The sequence below is a fragment of the Psychroflexus longus genome, from assembly GCF_020164595.1.
Taxonomy (GTDB): Bacteria; Bacteroidota; Bacteroidia; order Flavobacteriales; family Flavobacteriaceae; genus Psychroflexus; species Psychroflexus longus.
The window spans coordinates 66,996-91,134 of sequence record NZ_JAIQZE010000015.1; the positions used below are offsets into that span (position 1 = coordinate 66,996).

The following is a 24,139-nucleotide window of genomic DNA, read 5'->3' on the forward strand; positions in this document are numbered from 1 at the left end:
TTTACAGAAAGAAAAAAACCAGCCCAACTTTTATAGGTTTTATACCAACGTCCTCACCTGTGACTTCCATCTGAGAATCTTCAAACAATGGATTTAAACTTGCATCTACGAAAAAATTAACTGCCCCATATCCAAATGTGAGTTTTAGATTTGTTCTGAAATCATTTAAACCATCAATAGATCTAAATTCATAACTTTCTTCTTGACTGCGGAAAACAGACTTTGAACTTATTACATATCCAAAGGTCACTCCTAAGTAAACTCTCCAGAACGACAGTTTATCAACTTCAGAAGTTCTCCATCTCAACTCTAAAGGTATTTCAACAAGGTTGGTGGTGAAACGATTGGTATCGTAATTCACCTCAGGATCCAGTACAGAAAATCGATCCTGCATCACTTCTCTGGATATTTTTAAGGTTTGTCCGAAGGTATTAAGGTTTAAACCTAAACCTACACCTAGCGAAAGATTCCTTCTTTTGTTGATAGGCATATCACGAATGAACCCAAATATAAGGCCTCCGGAAAATCCAGATTGTTCTACATTTTCTGGAAGATCAGTTAAAAAATTAAAACTAAACCCAAGGTAGAATTGATCTTCTCTGTAGAGAGAATCAGATTCGTTCTGTTTGAGCCATGAAAGATCTTGTGCCTCTGTAGCACAGAAATAAAGCAAGAAGATACTTAAATAAATTATTTTCATCAAATATTAAAAGTAGGGAAAGTTAATCAGGTTGAAGCAAATAAAAAAGGCACTCTTTGAAAGAGTGCCTTTAATACATTATAATTTAGAAAACTTACTCAAGATTGAGCTCTGCTGCTCCTTCTTTAGTTGTATAATTGATTTTTAATGCCTCAGCTTTACGCAATTCTTGCTTGATATCAGATACAAGTCCCATATTAGTTTCTTTATCAACTTTAAGAGCTGTCGTCAATTTATCTTGCAATTCTTCGCGTTTAGAAAGACGTTCTTCTTTAATAAATTGCTGAACGTCATTTACACTTGCGTACTTATCATTCAATTGTATCCTAGCCTCTGTACCAAAAGTTTCCTGATATCTAGGTGATGGTTTTCCAGCATAGATATACATGATTAAGTTTTTCTTATCTAACTTTTCAACCTGGTCAGCAAAAGGTAGAATATTTTGAACCTTAAGTGATGTATCCCTCATTACGGTAACAACCATAAAAAAGAACAAAAGCATAAAAACAATATCTGGTAAGGATGCAGTAGAAATCGCAGGAGTCCCGCCGTCATCTTTCTTTTTAAATTTTGACATAAGTTTTTAGTTTTATTTTTTAGGTTCTGCTTCAGATAACTTCTGAGGATACATTTCCTTTATAACACTGATTCTTTCTTTAAGCTTGTCTTTATCTCCCAAAAATTCGGGATCATTAAAGGTAGCTTCCATTTCAGTAAAATCCATATTATAAAGTCTGTTCGCTTCTCTATCCCTCAATTCATTATAGGCAGCAACAAGCTCATTTTGAACAGCTATGTATCTACCATATTGGGTCTTTCTGTCATTTTGTAAAGAAATAACAGCTTTTACTGGATTATCAGAAGATTTAGGGTCTTTAGCTCCCTGACAATAATCACAAGCTTCATCACCTGTTCCTCCTCCATTGTCAAGGAAGTCTATTGCGGCCTGTCTCAAATCTCTAAATTCCATTTTCTCATCCTCAACAAATAAATCACCACTGGAATTTACAAGAACAATAAAAATATTACGTTCTTTCAAAATAGGTGGCTCTTCTTCTGAATCGTCAATTGGAGGTAACTTCCTAGTAATTCCGCTATCTGTTTCAATGGTAGTAGTCACCAAGAAAAAGATAAGCAAAAGGAAGGCTATATCCGCCATGGATCCAGCATTTACCTCTGGTGCTGATCTTTTTGCCATAATTATTTAGTTATAATTTTTCTAACACTCGATAAAAGCATTGCTAATACCGCTAAAGCTGCTAATATATAGAAAGCTGTCAATCCAGTACTTACCCATCTAGAGCCACTAGCAGATAGCATATCACCATCTCTTAAAGCTGTTTCTGTACCACTAGACACTGCGTATGAAATCACAATGACTAAAATAAAACCTCCCAAGGATATAAGTGTTTTCTTGACATTACCAGTAAAAAGAGCTTTTATAGAAAAGATTAATACTGCAAGTATAGTAATTGCTAATATCACGTAGGAAACATACATAAACGGAGCTAGTACGCTTGTCTGCATTGCTGCATCAGCTTCTATCGCATCATCTCCAGCATTCAGGATTCTCACAAAGAGAATAGCCCCTACAACACCAAAGACAATTTTTATAATATTAAATATTTTATTCATATTGATTATTTGTTTTTGTGTGCAACTAAGATATCGATAAGAGTAATCGAGGCATCTTCCATATCATTTACGATACTATCAATTTTAGCGATAATATAATTGTAAAACACCTGAAGTATAATAGCAACTATCAAACCAAATACAGTTGTTAATAAGGCTACTTTAATACCTCCAGCTACCAAAGATGGCTGCATGTCGCCAGCTGCTTCAATCTTATCGAAGGCTTGAATCATACCAATAACTGTTCCCATGAAACCAAGCATAGGTGCAAGTGCTATGAATAAAGATACCCAAGAAACATTTTTTTCAAGCTGTCCCATTTGAACACCGCCGTAAGCCACTACAGCCTTTTCTGAAGCTTCAATACCTTCATCCATTCTGTCGATACCTTGGTAGTAAATTGAGGCTATAGGTCCGCTTGTATTTCTACAAACTTCCTTAGCGGCTTCTGCTCCACCACTCTTCATTGCTTCTTCAACACTTTCAGCAAGTTTCTTTGAGTTGGTTGTCGCTAAGTTTAAGTAAATAATTCTTTCAAAAGCAATCGCAAGTCCAAGAATTAAACAAAGAAGAACGATACCCATAAATCCAGGCCCACCTTCTATGAAACGCTTCTTTAATTCTTGGTGAAAACCTACACTTTCTTCAGCTTCTTCACCAGACGCATCTACATCATCTTGTACAAAATTCACAGCTGCTTCAGTAAAAATATCAGAAGAATTTGCTGCTGTTAAAGTTGTGTTACCAACCGCCATGATGGCTAAAATAGTTAAAATTGAAAATAATCTTTTCATTGTTGTCTGTCTTAGAATTAATAATTAGTGTTTAATGATTTTTAGTTTTAAAAAAAGCAGAGAGGAAGGGATTCGAACCCTCGGTTCCGATACAATCGGAACATACGCTTTCCAGGCGTACACCTTCGACCGCTCGGTCACCTCTCTTTATATTAATGAACGATAACTAATACTTAGCAAATAAATAAAAAAAAATACTTTTATAGCAGGAATTGAACGTTAATTTTTAATTCATTTCCCCTCGTAAAGAGGTTTCAAATATAGTTTTAAATACTTTTGGACCAAGATTTTTGTTCAAAAGATACATCATTTTTCCTACAGCCGCCTCTGTCGTTATGTCTCCACCACTTATTACACCAAGCCTTTTTAAGCCTTCACTCGTAGCATACTTTCCCATTAATACAGCTCCACCAACGCATTGAGTGACATTTACCACATAAACGCCTCTACCAACAAGACCTTTCAAAAGATCTACAAACCATTTATTTGTTTTTGCATTCCCACTGCCAAAAGTTTCTATTATAATTCCCTCTATATGAGGTGTATTAAAAATATGATGCAGTGTATCGTAATTTATACCAGGAAAAAGCTTCAGGATTAAAATATTATCGTTTAATGATTTATGAACAACCATTTTCTTCCTCATATTGGGCTTCAACAGTTTCTCGTAATTGATTTTCAGGTTAACTCCAGACTCAGCTATTGGTGGAAAATTTGCAGATTCAAAGGCTTCAAAATGCTCGGCATTAACCTTTGTCGTCCTATTGGCCCTGTAAAGCTTGTACTCAAAATAAAGCCCAACTTCTTTGATCACAGTTTTGCCTTGCTCTTTTAGACCGGCAAGCTGAATGCTGGTGATCAGGTTTTCTTTAGCGTCTGTTCTTAGATCTCCTATCGGCAGCTGAGACCCCGTGAAAATGATTGGTTTCTTTAGGTTCTCAAACATGAAAGAAATTACAGAGGCTGTGTAAGACATGGTATCACTGCCGTGCAGCACCACAAAACCATCATAGTCCTCAAAATTTTCTTCAATCAAATTGGCCAGCTTTACGTAATCGGTTGTGTCCATATCTGAGGAATCGACCGGCTCATCAAAACTTACAGTACTGATATCATGCTCCAACAGCCTCAATTCAGGGATATTGGATAGCAATTCATCAAAATTGAAAGCCGTTAGCACTCCGGTTTCAGGATTTTTGATCATTCCAATGGTTCCGCCTGTGTATACTAATAGAATTCTGGACATATAGTAAAGAGTATTAAATTCCGAAGACGTCTTTGGAATTCTGTGTGGTTTGCGCTGCTATTTCCTCAAGACTGACCCCATATAGATCTGCCAGTTTTTCGGCAACCTTTAAGACATAAGCGCTTTCATTACGCTTTCCTCTATAAGGTTTTGGTGCCAAATATGGAGAATCGGTTTCTAACACGATGTGTTTTAGGTCAATTTCATTTAAAAATTGATCGATTTTTCCATTTTTGAAGGTGGCAACACCTCCAATACCTAGTTTCATATTATAACTAATAGCTTGCTCAGCCTGAGCTTTGGTTCCCGTAAAACAGTGAAAAATGCCGTATAAATCTTCACCTTTTTCTTCTTCCAGAACTTCAAACACCTCATCAAAAGCTTCTCTGCAGTGAATCACAATAGGGAGCTTATATTGTTTTGCCAGCTGAATCTGCCTTTTGAAGGCTTTGCGCTGGGCTTCATAAAAAGTTTTGTCCCAGTACAAGTCGATGCCTATTTCCCCAATAGCATAAAAGGATCGCTTCTGAAGTTGTTCTTCGATGTGCTGAAGCTCCTGTTCTACACTTTCTGAAACGGAAGTAGGATGCAAACCCATCATCAAAAATATATGATCGGGAAAAGCTTTTTCCAAATCATACATGGCCTGAGTGGTTTCTGAATCGATCGCTGGAATAAAAAACCGCTGGATGTCATTATCTATAGCCCTCTGGATGACTTGGGTTCGATCTTCGTTAAAAGCTTCAGAATATAGGTGCGTATGTGTGTCTGTAAGTATCATGGGGCAAATTTATTTAAAACGAAACTTTATATTTGCCGAAAATTCAACAAATGTCTTCTTTAAAATCCTTTCTGAAAGAGAAAAACTACAAAGTGCTTAAAATGAACAGCACCGAGACCAATCACTACGAGTGTAAAGTCTTCATTAATGAAGTAGAAGGCAGCTTTATTATAGACACTGGTGCTTCGAGTTCCTGCATAGACTTTTCTTACGCCGATCACTTCAACTTATTTTCTGAAGACAGCAACATTAAAGCGGCTGGTGCAGGCGCTACCAATATGCTTACCCGAGCGTCAACCAACAATAAGATAAGCATTGGCAAATGGACCAAAAAGAAAATTGATCTGATTTTATTTGACTTATCCCACGTCAACAAAGCTTTAAGTGATCACGACGCTGAACTTGTGCATGGCATCATCGGTGCCGATATCCTAAAACGCGGCAAAGCGGTGATTGATTATAAAACAGATTATTTGTTTTTGAAGTAGATAAAGGTTATTTACTAAGAACCTATGTACTCGAAAAAAATTCATTCTAGAAGAATAAAAACTAATAGGCGAATTTTAAAGATGTTTAGACCTCACAGGTTTAAAAAACTTGTGAGGTCTTGTGATCAATACCTAGCTTTAATATTGGTCTTCACCTATACAACAAACAACTAAGTAATACTTATAATGTTTATCCCAAAAACATTAATCCAACTTAACCCCTTCAGTGTATCATCCTCACCAAGCTGTATCATTTAAGCCAACTCAAAGCCCGTAAGCAATGTATCGAAACTCGTTAAAGTTAACGTGAGCAAATTCACCTTATAAAAAGTCGGCAGTATTGTGCATAAAAAACCCTGAAGCTTTGAAACTTCAGGATTATAAGTTGTGTGAAAAGGATGTTTAGCTTAAAGCTCAAGTGCTTTTTCTACGTTGCCATCCATCAAGTATTCTTTTGGATTTTCCAATGCTTCTTTGATCGCAACCAGGAAGCCCACAGATTCTTTTCCGTCGATGATTCTGTGATCGTAAGATAGAGCCACATACATGATCGGACGAATTTCTACTTTGCCGTCAATCGCTACTGGTCGATCCACAATATTGTGCATTCCTAGTATTCCGCTTTGCGGAGGGTTAATAATAGGTGTAGATAACATGGAGCCAAACACGCCTCCGTTGGAAATGGTAAAGGTTCCGCCTGTCATTTCATCGACAGTAATTTTACCATCTCTGGCACGTAAAGCCAAACGCTTCACCTCTTGTTCTACACCTCTGAATCCTAGATTCTCCACATTACGCATCACAGGAACCATAAGACCTTTCGGACCAGATACTGCAATACTTATGTCTTTGTAATCGTAAGTGATCATTTCCTTACCATCGATCATGGAGTTGACCGCTGGGAATTTGTCTAGCGCACGAACAACGGCCAAGGTAAAGAAGGACATAAAGCCTAAGCTTACACCATGAGCTTCCTTAAATTTCTCTTTGTATTGAGCTCTAAGATCGAAAATAGGTTGCATATCGACTTCGTTAAAGGTCGTCAACATCGCCGTTTCATTTTTGGCACTTACCAAACGCTCTGCTACTTTTCTACGTAACATAGACATTTTGCTTTTGGACTCGCTGCGTTTTCCTGGTCCAGGAGAACCCATCGAAGGTTTACCTTCTGCATTCATAGCATCCTCTTTAGTGATTCTGCCATCTCTGCCTGTACCTTTTACGTCTTTGGAATCAATATTTTTCTCGTCCAATGTTTTCTTAGCCGCTGGAGATGGACTTCCAGTTGCATAAGTTTCTTTGGAGTCTGAAGATGATTTTTCTTCTTTCTCCTTAGAAGATGAAGATTGCTCCTCTTTCTTTTCTTCTTTTTTGTCCTCAGATTTTTTATCTTCTGAAGCGTCTTTAGATTCAGATTTATCTTTTTTATCCTCACCGCCAGATGGCTTTTTGGCATCTGTGTCAATTAAGCAAACGACTTCGCCCACCTGAACTACATCGCCTTCCTCTGCCTTCAAAGTAATGATTCCTGAAGCCTCTGCAGGCAACTCTAAAGTCGCTTTATCACTATCAACTTCAGCGACTGCCTGATCTTTTTCTACGTAGTCTCCGTCTTTAACTAACCATTCTGCGATTTCAACCTCGCTAATTGACTCTCCCGGTGAAGGGACTTTCATTTCTAAAGCCATAATATTATGTGTTTGGTATCTTAATTTTTACTTTTATAATCTCTTATGTTATTATCTTTTGAAGGATCGAATACATAATCGATAACTCCTTCATGTCTTTTCTTAAATCTTGCCTGACTACCTGCTGCAGGTGAACCGTAAAAACGTCTGCTACATACTCTAAAGTCCTTCATCTTATGATATTGGAGCAAGAAGTGTGTGTAAGCACCCATGTTTCTTGGTTCCTCCTGAGCCCAGACGATGTCCTCGGCATTCTTATATCTCTTGATTACTTTATCTATTTCTTTTTCTGGAACCGGAAACAATTGTTCTATTCTCACTAAAGCAACATCCTTTCTCCCCTCTTCTTCTCTTCTTTTCTTTAGATCAAAATAGAATTTACCTGAACAGAATACCAATGTTTTAATGTCTTTTACTTTAGCTTTGGGATCGTCAATAACCGTTTGAAAACTTCCTTCGGCCAGATCTTCTTTAGGCGAAATCACCTCAGCATGTCTTAACAAGCTTTTGGGTGTAAAAACGACGAGAGGTTTTCTGTAATCGGTTTTCAGCTGTCGTCTCAACAGGTGAAAGTAATTCGCCGGAGTTGTACAATTCGCCACAAACATATTGTCTTTTGCACATAACTGAAGATACCTTTCCATTCTTGCTGAAGAATGTTCTGAACCCTGACCTTCATACCCGTGAGGTAATAGCAAAACCAGACCATTCTGAGTTTTCCACTTGTCTTCTGCCGATGATATGTACTGGTCAATCATGATTTGAGCCCCATTACTGAAGTCTCCAAATTGCGCTTCCCAGATGGTCAGAGTAGAAGGACTTGCCATGGCGTAACCATAGTCAAAACCAACAACTGCGTATTCTGAAAGTAAAGAATTGTATATATAGAAATGACCTTGATCCTCTTTTATATTATTGTGAGGTACATATTCTTCTTCGCTGTTTTCTGTCTTGATAACGGCATGTCTGTGAGAGAAAGTTCCTCGCTCAACATCCTGTCCTGAAATTCGTACATCGTGACCTTCATCAAGTAAGGTGGCGTAAGCTAAAATTTCGCCCATCGCCCAGTCCAGTTCGTTCCTCTCGAAGTACATGGTATGACGTGCTTTTATGAGTTTTTTGATCTTCCTCATAAAGTTTTTATCCTCAGGCAATGTCGTGATGGCTTCTGCCAATTCCGAAAGTCTCTCTAGGTCAAACTTAGTGTTTACAGGCTCAAGCATTTTTTGCTTGTTGGCAGGCTCATAACCTTCCCACTCTTCTTGAAGGATTTTAGAAACTACAGATTTTTCTTCTTTTTTGGAAACTTCGTATTCTTCGTTAAGTTTAGACTTAACTTTTTCTTCCAATTGATCCAGATATTCTTCATCAATAACACCTTCTTCCATCAATTTATCTGCATAAATGTCTCTAGGGTTTTTATGTTCTGAAATCGCTTTGTACAATTTTGGCTGAGTAAATTTTGGTTCATCACCTTCGTTATGGCCATACTTTCTATAACCTAACAAATCAATGAACACATCTCTTCCAAACTCCATTCTGTATTGTAATGCAAAATTCATTGCATGAACAACCGCTTCAACATCGTCTGCATTCACATGTAATACTGGAGATAAAGTCACCTTAGCAACATCTGTACAATAAATGGATGATCTTCCATCAATATAATTGGTAGTAAAACCGATTTGATTATTGACAACAATATGAATGGTTCCGCCCGTCTTATAGCCATCCAGCTGTGCCATTTGCACAATCTCGTATGCAATTCCCTGTCCAGCTATAGCAGCATCACCATGAACCACGATTGGCAGAACATTTTGTTCTTCTCCAAGGTGATGGTCATCCTGTTTTGCCCTTGCAATACCTTGCACTACAGAACCAACAGTTTCCAAATGCGAAGGATTTGGAGCTATGTTTAAATTGATTTCTTTATTTGAGTCGGTTTTACGGACAGACGTCCACCCCAAGTGGTATTTTACATCGCCATCAAATCCATCTACGTCATAATCTTTACCCTCAAACTCGTTGAAGATATCCTTAGCGCTTTTACCGAAGATATTTACTAATGTATTGAGTCGGCCTCGATGAGCCATTCCCATTACAAATTCTTTTACCCCCATATCTGCAGCACCTTCGATAAGGGTGTCCAAAGCGGGAATTAAAGATTCGTTACCTTCAAGTGAAAAACGTTTTTGACCAACATAACTTTTGTGAAGAAAACTTTCAAAAGTTACAGCCTCATTGAGTCGTCTCAGAATATTCTTCTTCTGCTTTTCAGAAAAATTGGTTTTATTTTGATTTTTATAAATGTGATCTTGTATCCATTTAATAACTTCAGGATTTCTGATGTAAGCATATTCCACACCAATTGAATCACAGAAGACATTTTCAAGAAAATCTATGATCTGTCTTAAGGTTGCTTTACCGATACCGATGATTTCTCCAGCTTCAAATTCCAGATCTAAATCTGATTTTGATAAGCCAAAATTTTCAATATCTAGTTTGGGTGAATATTTTCTACGTTCTCTTACCGGATTCGTTTTTGTAAATAAATGACCTCGATGTCTGTAGCCATCGATAAGATTGACGACCTGAAATTCCTTCTGGACATTTTCAGGAACTTTAACTTCCTGGGTTTCTTTGGTTTCAGCGTCTTTTAATTTTACTGTAGTTGCAGAATCCTCAGATCCACCTTCTTCAAACCCGGACTCTAATCCAAAATCAAAACCTTGAAAAAAGGCTCGCATACTTGGTTCAGTGGCATCGGGATTTTGTAAGTATTGATTATAGAGGTCGGCTAATTGCGATGGGTGCATCGCATTTAAAAATGAATATTTGTCCATATTGAAATTACATCTTGTAATGTGTAGTTACAAAATTACGATTTCTATCCAAAACAGGGCTTCTTTGAATTAATTTTATAAATGTGCAGCCTTCAAGAGAAATATCTTAAACAAAATCTTTACATCCAGATGTAACAATTCTCAAAATAAGAAGGTAGTTCTTCTGAATGATTTATTTTAGCGAAAAAAATTGATGCTGGATTTAGAAGCTTACAAAACCTCTTTCATGTCTTACATGGAGTCTCGACTCCCACAAAAAGAGCCAAGAAACCTTTACGAACCTATTGAGTATATTCTTCAGCTTGGAGGTAAGCGCCTAAGACCTGTTCTGGTGTTGATGAGTGCAGATATCTTTGGCGGTGGCCTGGAAAAAGCTATGGATGCTGCTCTGGCAATAGAAATTTTTCATAATTTTTCATTGGTTCATGATGATATTATGGACGATGCGCCCCTTAGAAGAGGTAAAGAAACCGTGCATGAAAAGTGGAACGTCAATACCGGAATTTTATCTGGGGATGCAATGCTGATCAATGCCTACCAATTGTTTGAAAATTATCCGGCAGATCATTTTAAACCATTGGCAAAATTGTTCACTAAAACTGCTATTGAAGTCTGCGAAGGCCAACAATACGATGTTGATTTTGAAGAGCGAGATGACGTTACTATCGATGAGTATCTGAAGATGATAGAATTCAAAACCGCCGTCCTCGTAGGAGCCGCTCTTAAGATGGGAGCCATCGTTAGTGATGCTTCTGAAATCGTTCAAGACAAAATCTATGAGTTCGGCAGATTGCTTGGCATCGCCTTTCAAATTCAGGATGACTATTTAGATACGTTTGGAGATCAGGCTGTTTTCGGAAAACAAATTGGCGGTGACGTTATTGAGAATAAAAAAACTTACTTATTTCTGAAAGCACTCGAACTTGCAGATTCCAGCAGTGCTGATCAACTAAGGCATTTATATACCATAGCACCTGAAGATCCTTCCAGTAAGATTGAAACTGCCAAACAAATTTTTGAGGATTCTGGCGCCAAAGCTGCAACTACTGAAAGGATAAAAGCATATACCGAAGAGGCGTTTAAACATCTGGAACAGATGGAAGTCTCTGAAAAAGGGAAAGCATTTCTAAAGGCGTTTGGGACAAACCTCATGAATCGGGAAATGTAAATGAGTCTTCCTCAACAGCTTTCCGACATCATCAGTGCACCAGAAAAACATGCTGAAATCTGGGAACAGTTAATTCTACAATTAAATAAGGACCTGGCTCTGGTGGGACTGACAGAAATTGAATTGCAAACTAATATTACACCAGACGAATTATGGCAGGGTCTTAACCCTATTTTTTCTGATTTGATTCACCAAAAGACTTCAAGTTTTATCCACCTGCTTTACAGAATCGATATTCATGAAAATGAAATACAGCGATTAATGGCTAATGATGATTTCCTGGATCGTCTCATACACAGAGTGGTGGAACGCAGCTACCAAAAAGTGTATTGGCGTTCAGTCTATAAATAAAACTCTGCTTTAAACACCGTTTTGGCTTGACCTAATATATAAACGCTATCATTTTTCATTTCTAACTTGAGTTGACCTTTACGCTCCGAAATTTGTTCTGACTTCAATTCATTTTTACCCAGAACTTTTGACCAGTACACCCCGAGCGCACAATGTGCAGAACCTGTTACTGGGTCTTCCAAAATGTTCAAATTGGGTACGAAACATCTGCAAACAATATCTCTTTCTTCTGACCTGCCTGCCTGTGGCACGTAGGCAGGATTTGACACTGCTGTAAAAATACATTGACCAAGACCTAAACTTTGTAGTTCACTTGCGTTGGGCACAAAATTATGAAGTTCACCTTCAGTTTCCAAAACCAGCATCGTCCAGTCGTTGGTCACTTCAAAAGCCTCTTTGATATTTAAGCCTAGAACCTCAGCCCAGTTGGAAGTTGAAATGGGTGTCAAAGTATATTCCGGAAATTTCATTTGGTAGCCTTCTGAAGTAAAGCTAATTTCCAATTGATCTTTTGGCGCCTGAAAAACAATTGACTCCGATTTCGATACTACATCGAGCTCATACAAAATATGAGCTGCCGACAAGGTCGCATGGCCACAAAGCGGCACTTCAGCCTTGGGAGTGAAAAAACGAATCAGAAAATGATCCTCTTTTGGCAATACAAAAGCCACTTCGGACACATTCATTTCCTTTACAATGTTTTGCATGAGGTCTTCTTCCAAAAATACATTTTCCAGAAGCATTACCCCTGCTGGGTTTCCCTTAAACTTCTGGTTGGTAAACGAGTCGACTTGATATATGATAGACATGATTGCTTTTTGATGTAAACATAAGAATTTTTAAAATCTGTAGATATGGTTCTCGATTTCAAAGCTTGCCCTCAGAAATAGTTGAAGGATTAAGACTTAGAGAAGTGAATGATTCTCGACTTCGCTCGAACTTGAAACATATAATTAAAGGGAAGATGTCAGGGCTAAAGCCTTTATTGTTTAAAATTTAAAATAAAGGGCAGCACCCTGACATCTATATCGCAGTAACTATCATTCAAATGAAACAGCAGAAAAGGAAACCAAAACTTTAACAACTATCCTCATAGTTAAACTAAAATAATAGTTTATATTCGTGGTAAAATTTATAAAACCATGAGACAATTAACAAGAGCAGAAGAAGAAGTTATGCAGCTGTTATGGCAAAAAGGACAAGCCCGAGTAGCAGAAATTATTGAAGACATGCCCGACCCAAAGCCCGCCTACAACACCACCTCTACTATTGTAAGGATTCTGGAAGACAAAGGCTTTGTAGGACATGAAAGAGCCGGAAGAGGTTTTAAATACTATCCTTTGGTCGATAAAGAAACCTACCAGAAAGCCTCGATGAAGAAAATGGTCAATTCTTACTTTGAAGGATCGTTTAAAAATATGGTTTCTTTTTTCGTCAAAGAAAAGAACATGAGCGCCAAAGATTTGGAAAGCATTTTAAAAGAACTTGATAAAACCGAGGACTAATGTGGTGGTATCTTCTCGATGTTATGCTATTTCAAGCTTGTTTTTTGGGGCTGTATTTGCTCTTCAAAAAAGAGACCTTTTATTCGCATAACCGGATTTATCTGCTAGCTACAGCACTACTTTCGTTTGTAATTCCTTTGCTAGATTTTAGCATTTTTAATCTCAGTTTTGGTAATGCAACCGCTGAAGTCGATTCTATTTCTCAATTTCCTGATTATTATTTCATGGGAGATGAAGTGAACGTAAATGCTTCAGTAGAAAGCACTACACAGGAGACGTCCACATGGAGTCTAGATTCCATTCTTAAATTCATCTATCTTATAGGTATTAGTTTTTTCGTTATCAAATTCAGTGTAGGTTATTACAAGCTGAAAAAACTGACTAGAAAAGCAAGGTTTGAACGTTACATCGATAAAGTGAAATGCTACAGACTGATAGCTTCTGAAAACGCTTTCACCTTCTGGAAATCGATATTTATAGGTGATCAAATTCCTGATTCGCAGCGAGAAAAAATTACAGCACACGAGCTGGAACATGCCAAAGCCTTTCATGGTTTGGACCTTATCATTTCCGAAATTTTACGGTTAATATTTTGGGTAAGTCCAGCTCACCATTGGCTGAAAAAAGAATTGATGCTGGTGCATGAACTCCAGGCCGACAAAGTAGCCGCTAAACACCTCAACAAAAGAGATTATGCACAAAGCTTGCTCAACCAAGCTTTTGGTACCGAAAATCTAGAATTTTCGCACTCATTTTTTAACCATTCTCAATTAAAACAACGACTTATGATGTTACAAAAGAAAAACTCACGTCCGCAACACTTATTAAAATACCTGCTGATTTTACCACTACTAGTCTTAATGCTAATCTACACTTCAAATTCGGTAGAAGCACAAGAAAAGAATCAGCAAACAACAGAACAGACTGAAATTGAAAAAACAGACGATAAAATAGGCGACGTCCCATTTGCTGTAATAGAAAGTGTTCCCGTGTTTCCTGGCTGTGAAAACTTAGGTACAAATAAGGAACGTAAAGAATGCATGAGTAAAGAAATTAGTCAGTTTGTCAACAAAAATTTTAACACTGGATTAGCAAAAGATTTGGGGCTTACAGGAGTCAATAGAGTTTATGTTCAATTTAAAATTGATAAAACCGGAGAAGTTACCGATGTTGCAGCGAGAGCTCCTCATCCCGATCTAAAGGCTGAAGGTGAGAGAGTAATTAATGAACTCCCTAAAATGAAACCTGGTGAGCAAAAAGGTGAAAAAGTAGGTGTGTTATATTCTTTACCGATAACTTTTCAGGTTAGTGAAATTAATTCTGATGATAAAGAAAGCCAAGAGCCTATAACTGAGATAAAAAGAGTTGAAGAAAATAAAGTCAATAGAACTGGAGATGTTCCCTTTTCAGTAATAGAAGAAGTTCCAATATTTCCTGGTTGTGAAGGATTGAGCTCAAATGAAGAGCGCAAAGAATGTATGAGCAAAAAATTAAGTCAGTTTGTAAACCAAAATTTTGATGTAAATCTAGCTGAAAACTTAGGCCTAACAGGAGTTAATAGAGTTTACGTACAATTTAAAATAGATAAAACCGGAGAAATTGTCAATGTTGCAGCAAGAGCGCCACATCCTGACCTCGAAGCAGAAGGAATTAGAGTTATTAATAAACTCCCTAAAATGCAACCTGGTAAACAGAAAGGCGAAAATATTGGGGTATTGTATTCCTTACCAATAACTTTTCAGATAAGTGAGAGCTATTCAGAAAAGAAAGATGATCAAGAGGTAATTACCGAGATAAAAAGAAATGAGGAAAATAAAATCAATAAAATAGGTGTCGTTCCTTTCGCCGTTGTTGAAAATGTTCCTGTCTTTCCAGGTTGTGAAAGCTTATCAACCAATGAGGAGAAAAGAGAATGTATGAGTGATAAGGTAAGCAAATTTGTAAACAAAAATTTTGATAAAGGATTAGCAAAAAAATTGGGACTTAAAGGCACTACTCGAGTATATGTTCAATTTAAAATTGATGATGCTGGTAAAATAGTAAATATAAATACCAGAGCAGCAAGACCAGAACTTGAAGCTGAAGCAAAAAGAGTAATCAAAGAATTGCCTGATATGGAACCAGGTCAACATGAAGGTAAAAATGTAGGTGTGCTTTATGCTCTACCTATAACTTTTTAGGTTAATGGATAGAACTATTAAATTTAATTTCATCCTTTTACTTGTGTACTCCTTCGGGAGTGCACAAGTCATTTATGCTCAAGACCTGGACAGTTTATATGCTGTTGGAGAATATTCAAAAATCTTAAAACACTTTGAAATAAATTCTGCACAAAGTTACACGGATAAAATTCTCAAAGCAAAAAGCCTCCGAGCCAAAAACTTCAGCGAAAAAGCAATTGATAGCTATCATGATGCACTTATGGACAAGAAAGATCAACCTATTGATCAATTCACTTACGCTAAACTCTTAAAATCAAATTCTCAATACAAAGAAGCTGATAGCTTGCTAACTTTACTCACCTCTAACTATCCCACCAATCCCGAATTCCTATATCAACTTGGCTTAACCAAAGCCGAACTCAAAAATAAATCTGAAGAACTAAGTTTTGAAAATGCCTTAGAGCAAGATCCCTCTCATCAGGGAGCAGCCTATGAGCTTTCTAAGTTTTATTTCAGAATAAAGAGTTACGAAAAAGCAGAAACTATTAGTCTGGATGCGCTTCAATTCAATTCTGAAAACAAGAAAATAATTGGGCTTTTAGGTCAGATTTATTATGCTCAAAAGAAATTCAAACTTGCGTTAGAGCAATTTGAAAGTCTTGAGAGCTTAACATCACCTCCTAAGTTTGTTTTACAAAAAATGGCGATTGCATACAACAGTAGCAATCAACTCGATAAGGCTATTGAAAAATACAAGCAACTGCTAAGAATTGAGCAAAGGAGCAGTAAATACCATTTGCAATTAGCCCTGCTTTATGCTAAACAAGAAAACTACAAAGAATCGGAGTATAATGCCCAATTGGCTATTCTTTATAAAGACGTCAGCCTAAGCGGTGAGCGCTTTACCAAAGCCATTGCTATGAAAGAAAATGGAAAATTGAAAGCAGCTATTAAAGTGTTTGGACTTGTGATCGAAGAAGCTCCGATGTTTGAGCGCGCTTATGTAGAAATGGCTTTGACGGCTGATCGACTTTATGAGGATGTCGACGAAAAGCTGTCCTTTTATGATCAATATGAAAATCAATTTGGGGATTATGAATATGCTGAGTTCAAACCCTTAATGTACAGAAGAATTACAGATTTAAAAAGGGAGAAACATTTTTCAGGCGAGTAACTAAGCCCCATCCTATTACTTTATAAACGTCCGGCTTCTTCACGCCGGATTTTTTTCCGTCTTCCAAAGTTAAACTAAAGTGAAACTTTGGAAACTTTACTTGTATAAAAAGTTTCCATGTGTAGTTTTGCAACCGGAAATGAGAGAAGATATATTACATAAGGCAGGAGATTTATTTTTGGAATACGGGTTCAAGAGTGTCACGATGGACCATTTAGCCCAAGAGCTGGGCGTGTCCAAGAAAACCATCTACGAATATTTTAAAAATAAATCAGAATTAGTAGAGCAGGTCGCATACTTCATTCGTGATAAAATTCATGCTGAAATTGATTTGGTACAATTGAAAAACCTTGACCCCATCGAGGAAATGATAGAGATCAAACGCGTGGTGATGAAACGACTTAAAAATGAAAAAACCTCTCCTCAGTTTCAGTTTCAGAAATACTATCCTAAGATTTATGCCAAGATGCGAGACTCTCAAGTCTGTAAAATGGAGGAATGCATTGGGAAAAATATTGAACGCGGTGTTAAAGAGAATTATTACAGACAAGACATTCATAAAGTGTTTACCTGTAGAATTTATATTGCTGGCATGCTTAACCTGAAAGATGAAGAGCTTTTTAAGGACAGTCAGCTAAGCCCAAAAGAACTATACGAACAATTTCTCAAATATCATTTGAGGAGTATTACAGATACCAAAGGATATAAACGTTTATTAGAATTAGAAAAAAAACTCCAGGAATGAAGAAAATAATTTTAGGTTTATGCCTGGTCTGCTTTTCGGCAGGTTTTGCGCAAGAGACAGAGCAAAAGCCAAAAAGCTACCAATTCACATTACAAGAAGCGATAGATTTTGCTATCGATAGTAGTTATGCTACTATCAACGCTAGGCGCGACGTGGCCATTGCCTTAAAGCAAAAATGGGAAACCACTGCCGATGGTCTTCCTCAACTCGACGGGGCCGTGAGTTATGATTATAATGCCATTATTCCACAGAGTCCAATCCCAGCCGAATTCGTTGGCGGAGAGCCAGGAACCTTTGTTCCCGTAGCTTTTAACACAAGACAAACCATGAATGCTTCTGCGACTTTAAATCAGTTGATTTTTGACGGATCATACATCGTTGCTTTGCAAGCAGCCAAAACCTTTTTGAAATATTCCGATAATGAAGAAACACGAACTAAGCTTGAGGTCAGAAAAGACGTGATAAGCGCTTATGGAAATGTATTGCTTACACAAAATTCTATTGACATTGTGGAAAGTAACCTTGAAACAGCGGAGAAAAACTTATATGAAACCCGTAAGATTTTTGAAAATGGCCTGGCCGAAGAGGAAGATGTTGAACAATTACAAATTACATATCAGCAATTGCAAAGTCAGTTGAATAATGCCAAACGTATGAGGGACATTTCAAAAGAAAGCCTCAATATGGTATTGGGTTTACCCATTAAGACCGAAGTCATTTTGCTGGAAGATCTTGAAAATCTAGCCAACAGAGATGCGCTTGAAGCTGAAATTATGACGGAAGATTTCAAAGTTGAAAACACTATAAATTTCAAAATCGCAGACAACCTGGTCAAACAGCGTGAGCTGGAAATGAAGCTGGAAAAAAGTAAAGCTTTACCTACGCTTTCAGCATTTGCCAATTACGGTCAAAACAGTTTTGGGGAAGATTTTGAGTTCTTTTCTTCACGTGCAGATTGGTTTGAATTTTCCACCATCGGGGTGAGACTAAATGTTCCCATCTTTAGTTCGCTTCAAAGAAGCGCCAGAACCCAAAAGGCTAAAATTGAAATGGAAAAGGCCGAAACGCAAAAAACTCAGGCTATTAATCAGATCAAACTTCAACTCAATAACGCCAAAAGCAATTTTGAATTTGCTGTAGATAACTACGATCTATCCAAAAAAAATCTTGAACTCGCCGAACGTATAGAACATAAGAACGAGGTCAAATTTAAAGAAGGAGTTGGGACAAGTTTTGAACTTCGTCAAGCTCAACAGCAACTCTATACAGCTCAAAACGAACTTTTACAGTCGATGCTAGACATCATCAACTCAAAAGCAGAAATTGAAAAAATCATCAATACTCCATTCACGAACTTTGAAAAGTAAACTCATGAAATATCTATCCTACTACAGCATTTTGTCATTAATCATTTTAGTGTCTTGCGGACCCAAAGAAAAATCTGTTGAAGATGTTATTGAAACTGGATCCAAGTCAGAAATTGAGCAAAAGCGAGGAATTCTCAATAAAGATATGTTGGAATTGAAAAACAAACTCAAAAAACTGGATGAGAGGTTAACTCAATTTGAGGAAGACTATGACTATGCCTTGGTTGAAGCTATGGAACTAAAGCCTAGAAACTTTAAGCACTATATAAAAATCCAAGGGGAAGCAACTACAGACGAAAACATACTAATTTATCCAGAGTTTTCTGGCAACTTGAAGGAAGTCTATGTTAAAGAAGGTGAAGAAGTCAAAAAAGGACAAAAACTAGCTAAAATTGATGATGGAGGTCTTTCCAGTCAATTGGCAGAAATGAAAGCGCGAAGAGATTTGGCGAAAACCCGTTTCGAAAGACAGAAACGCCTTTGGGATCAAAATATTGGGTCAGAAATTCAATTTTTGGAAGCTGAAACTGCTTTTGAGCAAATTAACAATTCCGTGAAGCAAATGGAAAGCCAACTCAATAAGTCTATCATCTTCGCCCCTTTTAATGGAAAGATCGACGAAGTTATTACTGACCAAGGTCAGGTGGTTTCACCAGGACAAACTCCTATTTTCAGAATATTGAATTTGGGCCAAATGTATGTGAGTGCCAATGTGCCTGAAAACTATGTAGGGAGTATAAAGGTTGGGACAGAAGCTATTGTGAAATTTGGATCTTTAGAAAAAGAATTTCAAAGCCAAGTCACGCAGGTCTCCAGCAATATTTCTGAAAGTAATAGAAACTTCAGAGTGAGAGTTGCTATTCCAGACCAAATAGAATTTGTGAAGCCCAACCTCATCGCCACCATAAAACTGAATGATTATGAAGCGAATGATGCCATTGTGATTCCAGAAAATATTTTAAGAGAAAATGCACAGGGAGAGTCTTTTACGTTTTCTCTCTCTATGGAAAACGACAGTTTAGGTTCTGCAAATTTAAAAAAACTGAAACTTGGCAAACATTATCAAGGTGAGATTGAAGTTTTAGAAGGACTGGAAGCTTCAGAAATAGTGGTAACTGAAGGAGCCAGAACAATAAAAGAAGATGAGAAAGTAAAAGTTTTAAACTTTCAAAAGAACTAATTAATGGCTAAGAAAAACACTTACAAAGAATTTGGTATATCGTCCTGGGCGATTGATAATAAGATGACTGTATATGTGATTATCGCAATCATTTTGATAGGCGGAATCATGTCTTATTACAGCATGCCTAGAGAGGACTTTCCAGAAATCGTAGAAACCAAAATTTACATCAGCTCAGTTGAGCCTGGAACTTCTGTTGAAGATATTGAAAAGTTCATCACAGAACCTCTCGAAGAGGAATTCAAAGATGTAAAAGGAGTAAGAGAAATCACCTCGACAACGATGCAGGATTATTCAATAGTTATTGTTGAGTTTGAGGAAGATGTTTTAGTGCAGGACGCCAAGCAACTCATAAAGGACAAAGTCGATCAGGTAAAATCTGAGACTGCCTGGCCAACTTTGGACAATGGTGCTAAAGTAGAGCCTAATGTGTTTGATCTCAATTTATCCGAGGAAATTCCCATTTTGAATATCAGTTTCACAGGTAATTTCAATAAACAAAAACTAAAAGATTATGCGGAGCATCTTCAGGATAAAATTGAGTTGCTACCTCAAATCAAAGAAGCGCAGATCCGCGGAATAGATGATAAAGAAGTAGAAGTTGCTGTGGATATTTATAAAATGGCTGCGATGCAGGTTAGCTTCAATGATATTATCACGGCTATTCGGAATGAGAATAAAACTATTTCTGGTGGTAATATTGTTTCCAATGGTATAGAGAAAAACATAAGAGTCTTAGGTGAAATCAATTCCCCTGAAGAGCTTAACGACATTATCATAAAAGATGACGGAGGTGAAATCTACCTTAAAGATGTAGCGAAGGTCAATTTTCACACCAAAGATCCTACAACCTTTGCCAGAGATTATGGCAACCCTGTAGTTATGCTGGATGTGAAAAAAAGATCTGGTAAAAACATGATTGAGGCTATTGAGGAGATCAAAGTTATTGTTGAAAATGAGGAGAAATCCTACTATCCTGAAGCCTTAAATATCAGTTTATCCAATGACCAGTCGATCAAAACTGAGAATCAGGTGAATGACCTGGTCAATAATATCATCTTTGGAGTATTACTTGTCATCATTGTTTTGATGTTTTTTTTAGGATTTAGAAATGCACTTTTTGTCGGAGTAGCCATCCCTATGTCCATGCTATTATCGCTTATCATACTTTCAGGACTTGGATTTACGCTCAATACCATGGTTCTCTTTGGACTTGTCATGGGTCTGGGGATGCTGGTAGATAATGGAATCGTTGTAGTTGAGAATGTGTACTCACTAATGGATCAAGGAATGAGCAGGACCGCAGCCGCAAAACAAGGTATTGGAGAAATTGCATGGCCTATTATTGCCTCTACGGCAACTACATTGGCAGCCTTCTTCCCGCTTGGGTTATGGCCTGGAACTATAGGAAAATTCATGATCTATTTCCCTATTACACTTTCAGTTGTGTTGGGTTCTTCACTGTTTGTCGCATTGATCATAAACGCAATGCTCACCTCCGACTTTATGAAAGTTGAAGAAAAGAAACTGAAAAATAAGCAAGTGATCCGATGGAGTTTAATCCTACTTGCCATTGGTGTTGTATCGTTGGCTTTAGGTTTTGTAGCAGATATTGGGGCTCTTAGAGGTCTGGGAAATCTGGCCATTTTATCTTCAGTTTTACTATGGGTTTACAAATTATTTCTAATAAAAGCCATTTATTATTTTCAATTTAAATCCCTTAAAAAACTTGAAAATTTTTATGAGAAAACTTTAAAATACGCCCTCTATAAGAACAAAGCTTACTTAGTTTTCTTCGGCACTATTGGCATTTTAATTCTATCGTTTGTCTTTGTAGGAATCGTTCAGCCTAAGGTTTTATTTTTTCCAGAGAATCAGCCTAATCAAATCATGGCTTACATCGAATATCCTGAGGGCACAAGTATTCAGAAAACCAATACTCTCACCAAAAAAGTGGAGCAACGTATTTTCGAAGTTATAAGCAAGTACGAAGATGAAGATGGTTATAACTTTATGGTAGAGTCTGCCATTTCACAGGTTGGAAAAGGATCTGGGAATCCAAGAAATAATACCGGGCAAGTCAACGAAATGCCACATAGAGGAAAGGTAACGCTTTCTATGAGAGAATTCAGGTTGAGACGGGATGTAAAAAGTAGTAAAGTCCTTGATGAGGTGAGAGAGGCCGTTCAAGGGTTTCCGGGCGTTTCCATTATTGCTGAAAAAGATGAGGCTGGACCCCCTGCTGGCTATCCCATAAACATAGAACTGAGGGGTGAAGATTACAACCTTATGCTTGCAGAGGCTAAGCGAATGAATAAATTCATCAACGAAACTGGTGTTGAAGGGATTGAGGAATTGAAAATTGACATCAATAAATCTAAGCCTGAGCTTGATGTTTATGTTGACAAAGCTAAAGCAGGTAAACTCGGTATATCTTCTGCACAGGTAGGGCAAGTGATAAGGCGTTCCATATTTGGAGAAGAAGCTTCAACCTACAAGGATGATGAAGATGATTACCAAATCAATGTGAGGTTCAATGAGGAGCTGAGGTATGATGAGAATGCAATTTTCAATCAGCCGGTAACCTTTAGGAACAATAGAGGTGAAATCATTCAAACTCCTATTTCAACTTTAATCGAAACGAAACCAGCTTCGACTTTCTCTTCGATTAAAAGAAAAGATTTGAAGCGTGTAATCACTTTATACTCCAATGTACTTGGTGGTTACAACGGAAACGAGATTGTTTCTCAACTAGAGAAAGAATTGGAATATTTTGACCTGGATGAAAGCATTAATTTCAAATTCACCGGAGAACAAGAGAAACAAGATGAAAATTTAGATTTCTTAATCAAAGCACTCTTGATTGCTGTTGGAGGCATCCTATTGATACTCGTGGCTCAGTTCAATTCCATATCTAAACCTATCATTATCTTAACCGCGGTTATTTTGAGCCTGGGCGGAGTATTCTTTGGAATTGGAATTTTTCAAATGGATTTTATCATCATTATGACAATGATGGGAATTATTTCTTTAGCGGGAATCGTGGTCAATAATGCAATTGTTCTGGTGGATTACACTCAAATTCTAATTGATCGAAGAAAAGAAAAACTAGATATCGAGGATGATCAGTTGCTGACTAAAGAGCAATATTTTGAAGAAATTGTTGCTGGCGGGAAATCTCGTTTACGTCCAGTGTTGCTAACCGCTATCACAACTGTTTTAGGGTTAATACCACTAGCTGTGGGTCTAAATATTGATTTCTTTGGCCTTTTTGTGGATTATGCTCCTAGTATTTACATCGGTGGAGACAATGTTATTTTCTGGGGACCATTAGCCTGGACGGTTATCTTTGGATTAATTTTCGCAACGTTCCTGACCTTAATTGTTGTTCCCGTGATGTTTTATCTCAACGTGAGGGCTAAATTAAGATTTAGAAATAAATCATTAACTGTAAGTAACTCATAACGAAAGATTTGGTAAATGATAAATTTTGAATTAATTTTAAGTAAAACCAATTTCAGATGACCAAATTTGGTAAACTCATTGATGAACAAAAACCAACCCTACTCACCTTCTTCGCCGACTGGAGTGAGGATTGTGAGCATATCCATGATCGACTAAAGGATGTAAGTGCAGCTTTGGGGGATCATGCTAAGCTTATAAAGATTGATGCTGAAAAAAACAGTCAGCTGACTGAAGCTTTGAAGGTTAAAAAACTTCCAACGTATATGCTTTACAAGCAGGGGGAAATGATATGGAGGCAGAGCGGTAAGCTGGAAGCAAACGACCTCATTATAGTGATTGAAGACAATTCTTAAGACGGAAAAAGAAACTTTAAAATAATCCATTTTAGTTTTGCCAAAATCAAAAATGCAGTTATATTTGCAACCGCAAAACGCGCAAGTTCTTAAAAACATATTGGAGAGGTGGCAGAGTGGTAATGCAGCAGATTGCTAATCTGTCGACGGTCAAACGTCGCCAGGGTTCGAGTCCCTGTCTCTCCGCTGAAACTTTTAGATGTAGCGAGACCCATCTAAGTATAAGTTTATTCACCATACATCAATCGGGGTGTAGCGTAGCCCGGTCATCGCGCCTGCTTTGGGAGCAGGAGGTCGCAGGTTCGAATCCTGCCACCCCGACCAAGAAAAGCCAGTAATCTTTTGATTACTGGCTTTTTTATTTATGAAATTGTCCCGTCCTAATATAGCGATACACTAAAATCAAGTGTATATGGAATCACCAACAAATAAAGGGTATGTAAAGCGAACCCAAAAAGATTATTCGCTTTCTTTTAAGCTTCAGGTAGTCGAAG

21 protein-coding genes and 3 tRNA genes are annotated in these 24,139 nt (G+C 37.4%); 13 read left to right on the top strand and 11 right to left on the bottom strand.

The genetic code is table 11. The features are described from left to right. Position 1: 1 nt before the first annotated feature. From LB452_RS12430 to LB452_RS12465, 8 genes are all read right to left on the bottom strand, one after another. Positions 2 to 700 carry a porin family protein gene (locus LB452_RS12430; protein WP_224462061.1) on the bottom strand — a complete coding sequence of 233 codons (699 nt, stop codon included), beginning with the start codon at positions 698 to 700 and terminating at the stop codon, positions 2 to 4. Positions 701 to 794: 94 nt separating this feature from the next. Then, positions 795 to 1,277, bottom strand: a complete 483-nt coding sequence (locus LB452_RS12435) for an ExbD/TolR family protein (protein ID WP_224455189.1) — start codon at positions 1,275 to 1,277, stop codon at positions 795 to 797. A gap of 12 nt (positions 1,278 to 1,289) precedes the next feature. Next, positions 1,290 to 1,898, bottom strand: coding sequence for an ExbD/TolR family protein (locus tag LB452_RS12440; protein ID WP_224462062.1), 609 nt, complete (start codon positions 1,896 to 1,898; stop codon positions 1,290 to 1,292). A 2-nt stretch (positions 1,899 to 1,900) separates the two neighbouring features. Further along, positions 1,901 to 2,335 carry a hypothetical protein gene (locus LB452_RS12445; protein WP_224462063.1) on the bottom strand — a complete coding sequence of 145 codons (435 nt, stop codon included), beginning with the start codon at positions 2,333 to 2,335 and terminating at the stop codon, positions 1,901 to 1,903. 5 nt (positions 2,336 to 2,340) lie between these two features. After that, positions 2,341 to 3,129 carry a MotA/TolQ/ExbB proton channel family protein gene (locus LB452_RS12450; RefSeq protein ID WP_224462064.1) on the bottom strand — a complete coding sequence of 263 codons (789 nt, stop codon included), beginning with the start codon at positions 3,127 to 3,129 and terminating at the stop codon, positions 2,341 to 2,343. 57 nt (positions 3,130 to 3,186) lie between these two features. Then, a tRNA-Ser gene (locus LB452_RS12455) sits at positions 3,187 to 3,276 on the bottom strand. Positions 3,277 to 3,355: 79 nt separating this feature from the next. Continuing rightward, a complete protein-coding gene (locus LB452_RS12460) occupies positions 3,356 to 4,375 on the bottom strand; it encodes an asparaginase (protein WP_224462065.1) in 1,020 nt (339 codons plus the stop codon). Between the two features lie 13 nt (positions 4,376 to 4,388). Then, on the bottom strand, positions 4,389 to 5,156 hold the full coding sequence (locus LB452_RS12465) for a TatD family hydrolase (RefSeq protein WP_224462066.1): 768 nt from the start codon (positions 5,154 to 5,156) through the stop codon (positions 4,389 to 4,391). 50 nt (positions 5,157 to 5,206) lie between these two features. On the opposite strand from LB452_RS12465, the gene LB452_RS12470 reads away from it, so the two are divergent. Then, positions 5,207 to 5,644 (top strand): retropepsin-like aspartic protease, encoded by a 438-nt coding sequence (locus tag LB452_RS12470; RefSeq protein WP_224462067.1) that lies wholly within the window; start codon positions 5,207 to 5,209, stop codon positions 5,642 to 5,644. A gap of 407 nt (positions 5,645 to 6,051) precedes the next feature. Here the strand turns inward: LB452_RS12470 and odhB are convergent, their stop codons facing one another. Both odhB and LB452_RS12480 read right to left on the bottom strand, forming a co-directional pair. After that, entirely contained in the window at positions 6,052 to 7,332 is a 1,281-nt protein-coding gene (odhB, locus tag LB452_RS12475) for a 2-oxoglutarate dehydrogenase complex dihydrolipoyllysine-residue succinyltransferase (RefSeq protein ID WP_224462068.1), read from the bottom strand. A gap of 20 nt (positions 7,333 to 7,352) precedes the next feature. Next, positions 7,353 to 10,175 carry a 2-oxoglutarate dehydrogenase E1 component gene (locus LB452_RS12480; protein ID WP_224462069.1) on the bottom strand — a complete coding sequence of 941 codons (2,823 nt, stop codon included), beginning with the start codon at positions 10,173 to 10,175 and terminating at the stop codon, positions 7,353 to 7,355. Positions 10,176 to 10,368: 193 nt separating this feature from the next. Here LB452_RS12480 and LB452_RS12485 point away from each other — a divergent pair, with 193 nt between their 5' ends. Next, entirely contained in the window at positions 10,369 to 11,343 is a 975-nt protein-coding gene (locus LB452_RS12485) for a polyprenyl synthetase family protein (protein ID WP_224462070.1), read from the top strand. Beyond that, a complete protein-coding gene (locus LB452_RS12490) occupies positions 11,344 to 11,694 on the top strand; it encodes a hypothetical protein (RefSeq protein ID WP_224462071.1) in 351 nt (116 codons plus the stop codon). Here LB452_RS12490 and LB452_RS12495 read toward each other — a convergent pair. Then, a complete protein-coding gene (locus LB452_RS12495) occupies positions 11,685 to 12,503 on the bottom strand; it encodes a PhzF family phenazine biosynthesis protein (protein WP_224462072.1) in 819 nt (272 codons plus the stop codon). The genes LB452_RS12490 and LB452_RS12495 overlap by 10 nt on opposite strands. A 333-nt stretch (positions 12,504 to 12,836) precedes the next feature. Here LB452_RS12495 and LB452_RS12500 point away from each other — a divergent pair, with 333 nt between their 5' ends. From LB452_RS12500 to LB452_RS12545, 10 genes are all read left to right on the top strand, one after another. Continuing rightward, on the top strand, positions 12,837 to 13,199 hold the full coding sequence (locus LB452_RS12500) for a BlaI/MecI/CopY family transcriptional regulator (RefSeq protein ID WP_224462073.1): 363 nt from the start codon (positions 12,837 to 12,839) through the stop codon (positions 13,197 to 13,199). Next, positions 13,199 to 15,379 (top strand): M56 family metallopeptidase, encoded by a 2,181-nt coding sequence (locus tag LB452_RS12505; protein ID WP_224462074.1) that lies wholly within the window; start codon positions 13,199 to 13,201, stop codon positions 15,377 to 15,379. Before LB452_RS12500 ends, LB452_RS12505 begins: the two co-directional genes overlap by 1 nt. Before the next feature lie 4 nt (positions 15,380 to 15,383). Beyond that, the gene (locus LB452_RS12510) at positions 15,384 to 16,535 is read left to right on the top strand and encodes a tetratricopeptide repeat protein (protein ID WP_224462075.1); all 1,152 of its coding nucleotides are present in this window, start codon (positions 15,384 to 15,386) and stop codon (positions 16,533 to 16,535) included. A 139-nt stretch (positions 16,536 to 16,674) separates the two neighbouring features. After that, positions 16,675 to 17,280: a TetR/AcrR family transcriptional regulator gene (locus tag LB452_RS12515; RefSeq protein WP_224462076.1), complete on the top strand. Its 606-nt coding sequence runs from the start codon at positions 16,675 to 16,677 to the stop codon at positions 17,278 to 17,280. Beyond that, positions 17,277 to 18,647: a TolC family protein gene (locus LB452_RS12520; protein WP_224462077.1), complete on the top strand. Its 1,371-nt coding sequence runs from the start codon at positions 17,277 to 17,279 to the stop codon at positions 18,645 to 18,647. Before LB452_RS12515 ends, LB452_RS12520 begins: the two co-directional genes overlap by 4 nt. Positions 18,648 to 18,651: 4 nt before the next feature. Next, positions 18,652 to 19,827, top strand: a complete 1,176-nt coding sequence (locus LB452_RS12525) for an efflux RND transporter periplasmic adaptor subunit (RefSeq protein WP_224462078.1) — start codon at positions 18,652 to 18,654, stop codon at positions 19,825 to 19,827. A gap of 3 nt (positions 19,828 to 19,830) precedes the next feature. After that, on the top strand, positions 19,831 to 23,292 hold the full coding sequence (locus LB452_RS12530; RefSeq protein WP_224462079.1) for an efflux RND transporter permease subunit: 3,462 nt from the start codon (positions 19,831 to 19,833) through the stop codon (positions 23,290 to 23,292). A 56-nt stretch (positions 23,293 to 23,348) separates the two neighbouring features. Then, positions 23,349 to 23,645 carry a thioredoxin family protein gene (locus tag LB452_RS12535; protein WP_224462080.1) on the top strand — a complete coding sequence of 99 codons (297 nt, stop codon included), beginning with the start codon at positions 23,349 to 23,351 and terminating at the stop codon, positions 23,643 to 23,645. A gap of 102 nt (positions 23,646 to 23,747) precedes the next feature. Then, positions 23,748 to 23,831: transfer RNA gene (locus tag LB452_RS12540), tRNA-Ser, on the top strand. 60 nt (positions 23,832 to 23,891) lie between these two features. After that, positions 23,892 to 23,969: transfer RNA gene (locus LB452_RS12545), tRNA-Pro, on the top strand. Positions 23,970 to 24,139 lie beyond the last annotated feature (170 nt).

What these genes read in the sequence shown, in the direction of transcription:
- LB452_RS12430 (WP_224462061.1), bottom strand. Translation starts at nt 700, where the DNA reads ATGAAAATAATTTATTTAAGTATCTTCTTGCTTTATTTCTGTGCTACA.
- LB452_RS12435 (WP_224455189.1), bottom strand. Translation starts at nt 1,277, where the DNA reads ATGTCAAAATTTAAAAAGAAAGATGACGGCGGGACTCCTGCGATTTCT.
- LB452_RS12440 (WP_224462062.1), bottom strand. Translation starts at nt 1,898, where the DNA reads ATGGCAAAAAGATCAGCACCAGAGGTAAATGCTGGATCCATGGCGGAT.
- LB452_RS12445 (WP_224462063.1), bottom strand. Translation starts at nt 2,335, where the DNA reads ATGAATAAAATATTTAATATTATAAAAATTGTCTTTGGTGTTGTAGGG.
- LB452_RS12450 (WP_224462064.1), bottom strand. Translation starts at nt 3,129, where the DNA reads ATGAAAAGATTATTTTCAATTTTAACTATTTTAGCCATCATGGCGGTT.
- LB452_RS12460 (WP_224462065.1), bottom strand. Translation starts at nt 4,375, where the DNA reads ATGTCCAGAATTCTATTAGTATACACAGGCGGAACCATTGGAATGATC.
- LB452_RS12465 (WP_224462066.1), bottom strand. Translation starts at nt 5,156, where the DNA reads ATGATACTTACAGACACACATACGCACCTATATTCTGAAGCTTTTAAC.
- LB452_RS12470 (WP_224462067.1), top strand. Translation starts at nt 5,207, where the DNA reads ATGTCTTCTTTAAAATCCTTTCTGAAAGAGAAAAACTACAAAGTGCTT.
- odhB (WP_224462068.1), bottom strand. Translation starts at nt 7,332, where the DNA reads ATGGCTTTAGAAATGAAAGTCCCTTCACCGGGAGAGTCAATTAGCGAG.
- LB452_RS12480 (WP_224462069.1), bottom strand. Translation starts at nt 10,175, where the DNA reads ATGGACAAATATTCATTTTTAAATGCGATGCACCCATCGCAATTAGCC.
- LB452_RS12485 (WP_224462070.1), top strand. Translation starts at nt 10,369, where the DNA reads ATGCTGGATTTAGAAGCTTACAAAACCTCTTTCATGTCTTACATGGAG.
- LB452_RS12490 (WP_224462071.1), top strand. Translation starts at nt 11,344, where the DNA reads ATGAGTCTTCCTCAACAGCTTTCCGACATCATCAGTGCACCAGAAAAA.
- LB452_RS12495 (WP_224462072.1), bottom strand. Translation starts at nt 12,503, where the DNA reads ATGTCTATCATATATCAAGTCGACTCGTTTACCAACCAGAAGTTTAAG.
- LB452_RS12500 (WP_224462073.1), top strand. Translation starts at nt 12,837, where the DNA reads ATGAGACAATTAACAAGAGCAGAAGAAGAAGTTATGCAGCTGTTATGG.
- LB452_RS12505 (WP_224462074.1), top strand. Translation starts at nt 13,199, where the DNA reads ATGTGGTGGTATCTTCTCGATGTTATGCTATTTCAAGCTTGTTTTTTG.
- LB452_RS12510 (WP_224462075.1), top strand. Translation starts at nt 15,384, where the DNA reads ATGGATAGAACTATTAAATTTAATTTCATCCTTTTACTTGTGTACTCC.
- LB452_RS12515 (WP_224462076.1), top strand. Translation starts at nt 16,675, where the DNA reads ATGAGAGAAGATATATTACATAAGGCAGGAGATTTATTTTTGGAATAC.
- LB452_RS12520 (WP_224462077.1), top strand. Translation starts at nt 17,277, where the DNA reads ATGAAGAAAATAATTTTAGGTTTATGCCTGGTCTGCTTTTCGGCAGGT.
- LB452_RS12525 (WP_224462078.1), top strand. Translation starts at nt 18,652, where the DNA reads ATGAAATATCTATCCTACTACAGCATTTTGTCATTAATCATTTTAGTG.
- LB452_RS12530 (WP_224462079.1), top strand. Translation starts at nt 19,831, where the DNA reads ATGGCTAAGAAAAACACTTACAAAGAATTTGGTATATCGTCCTGGGCG.
- LB452_RS12535 (WP_224462080.1), top strand. Translation starts at nt 23,349, where the DNA reads ATGACCAAATTTGGTAAACTCATTGATGAACAAAAACCAACCCTACTC.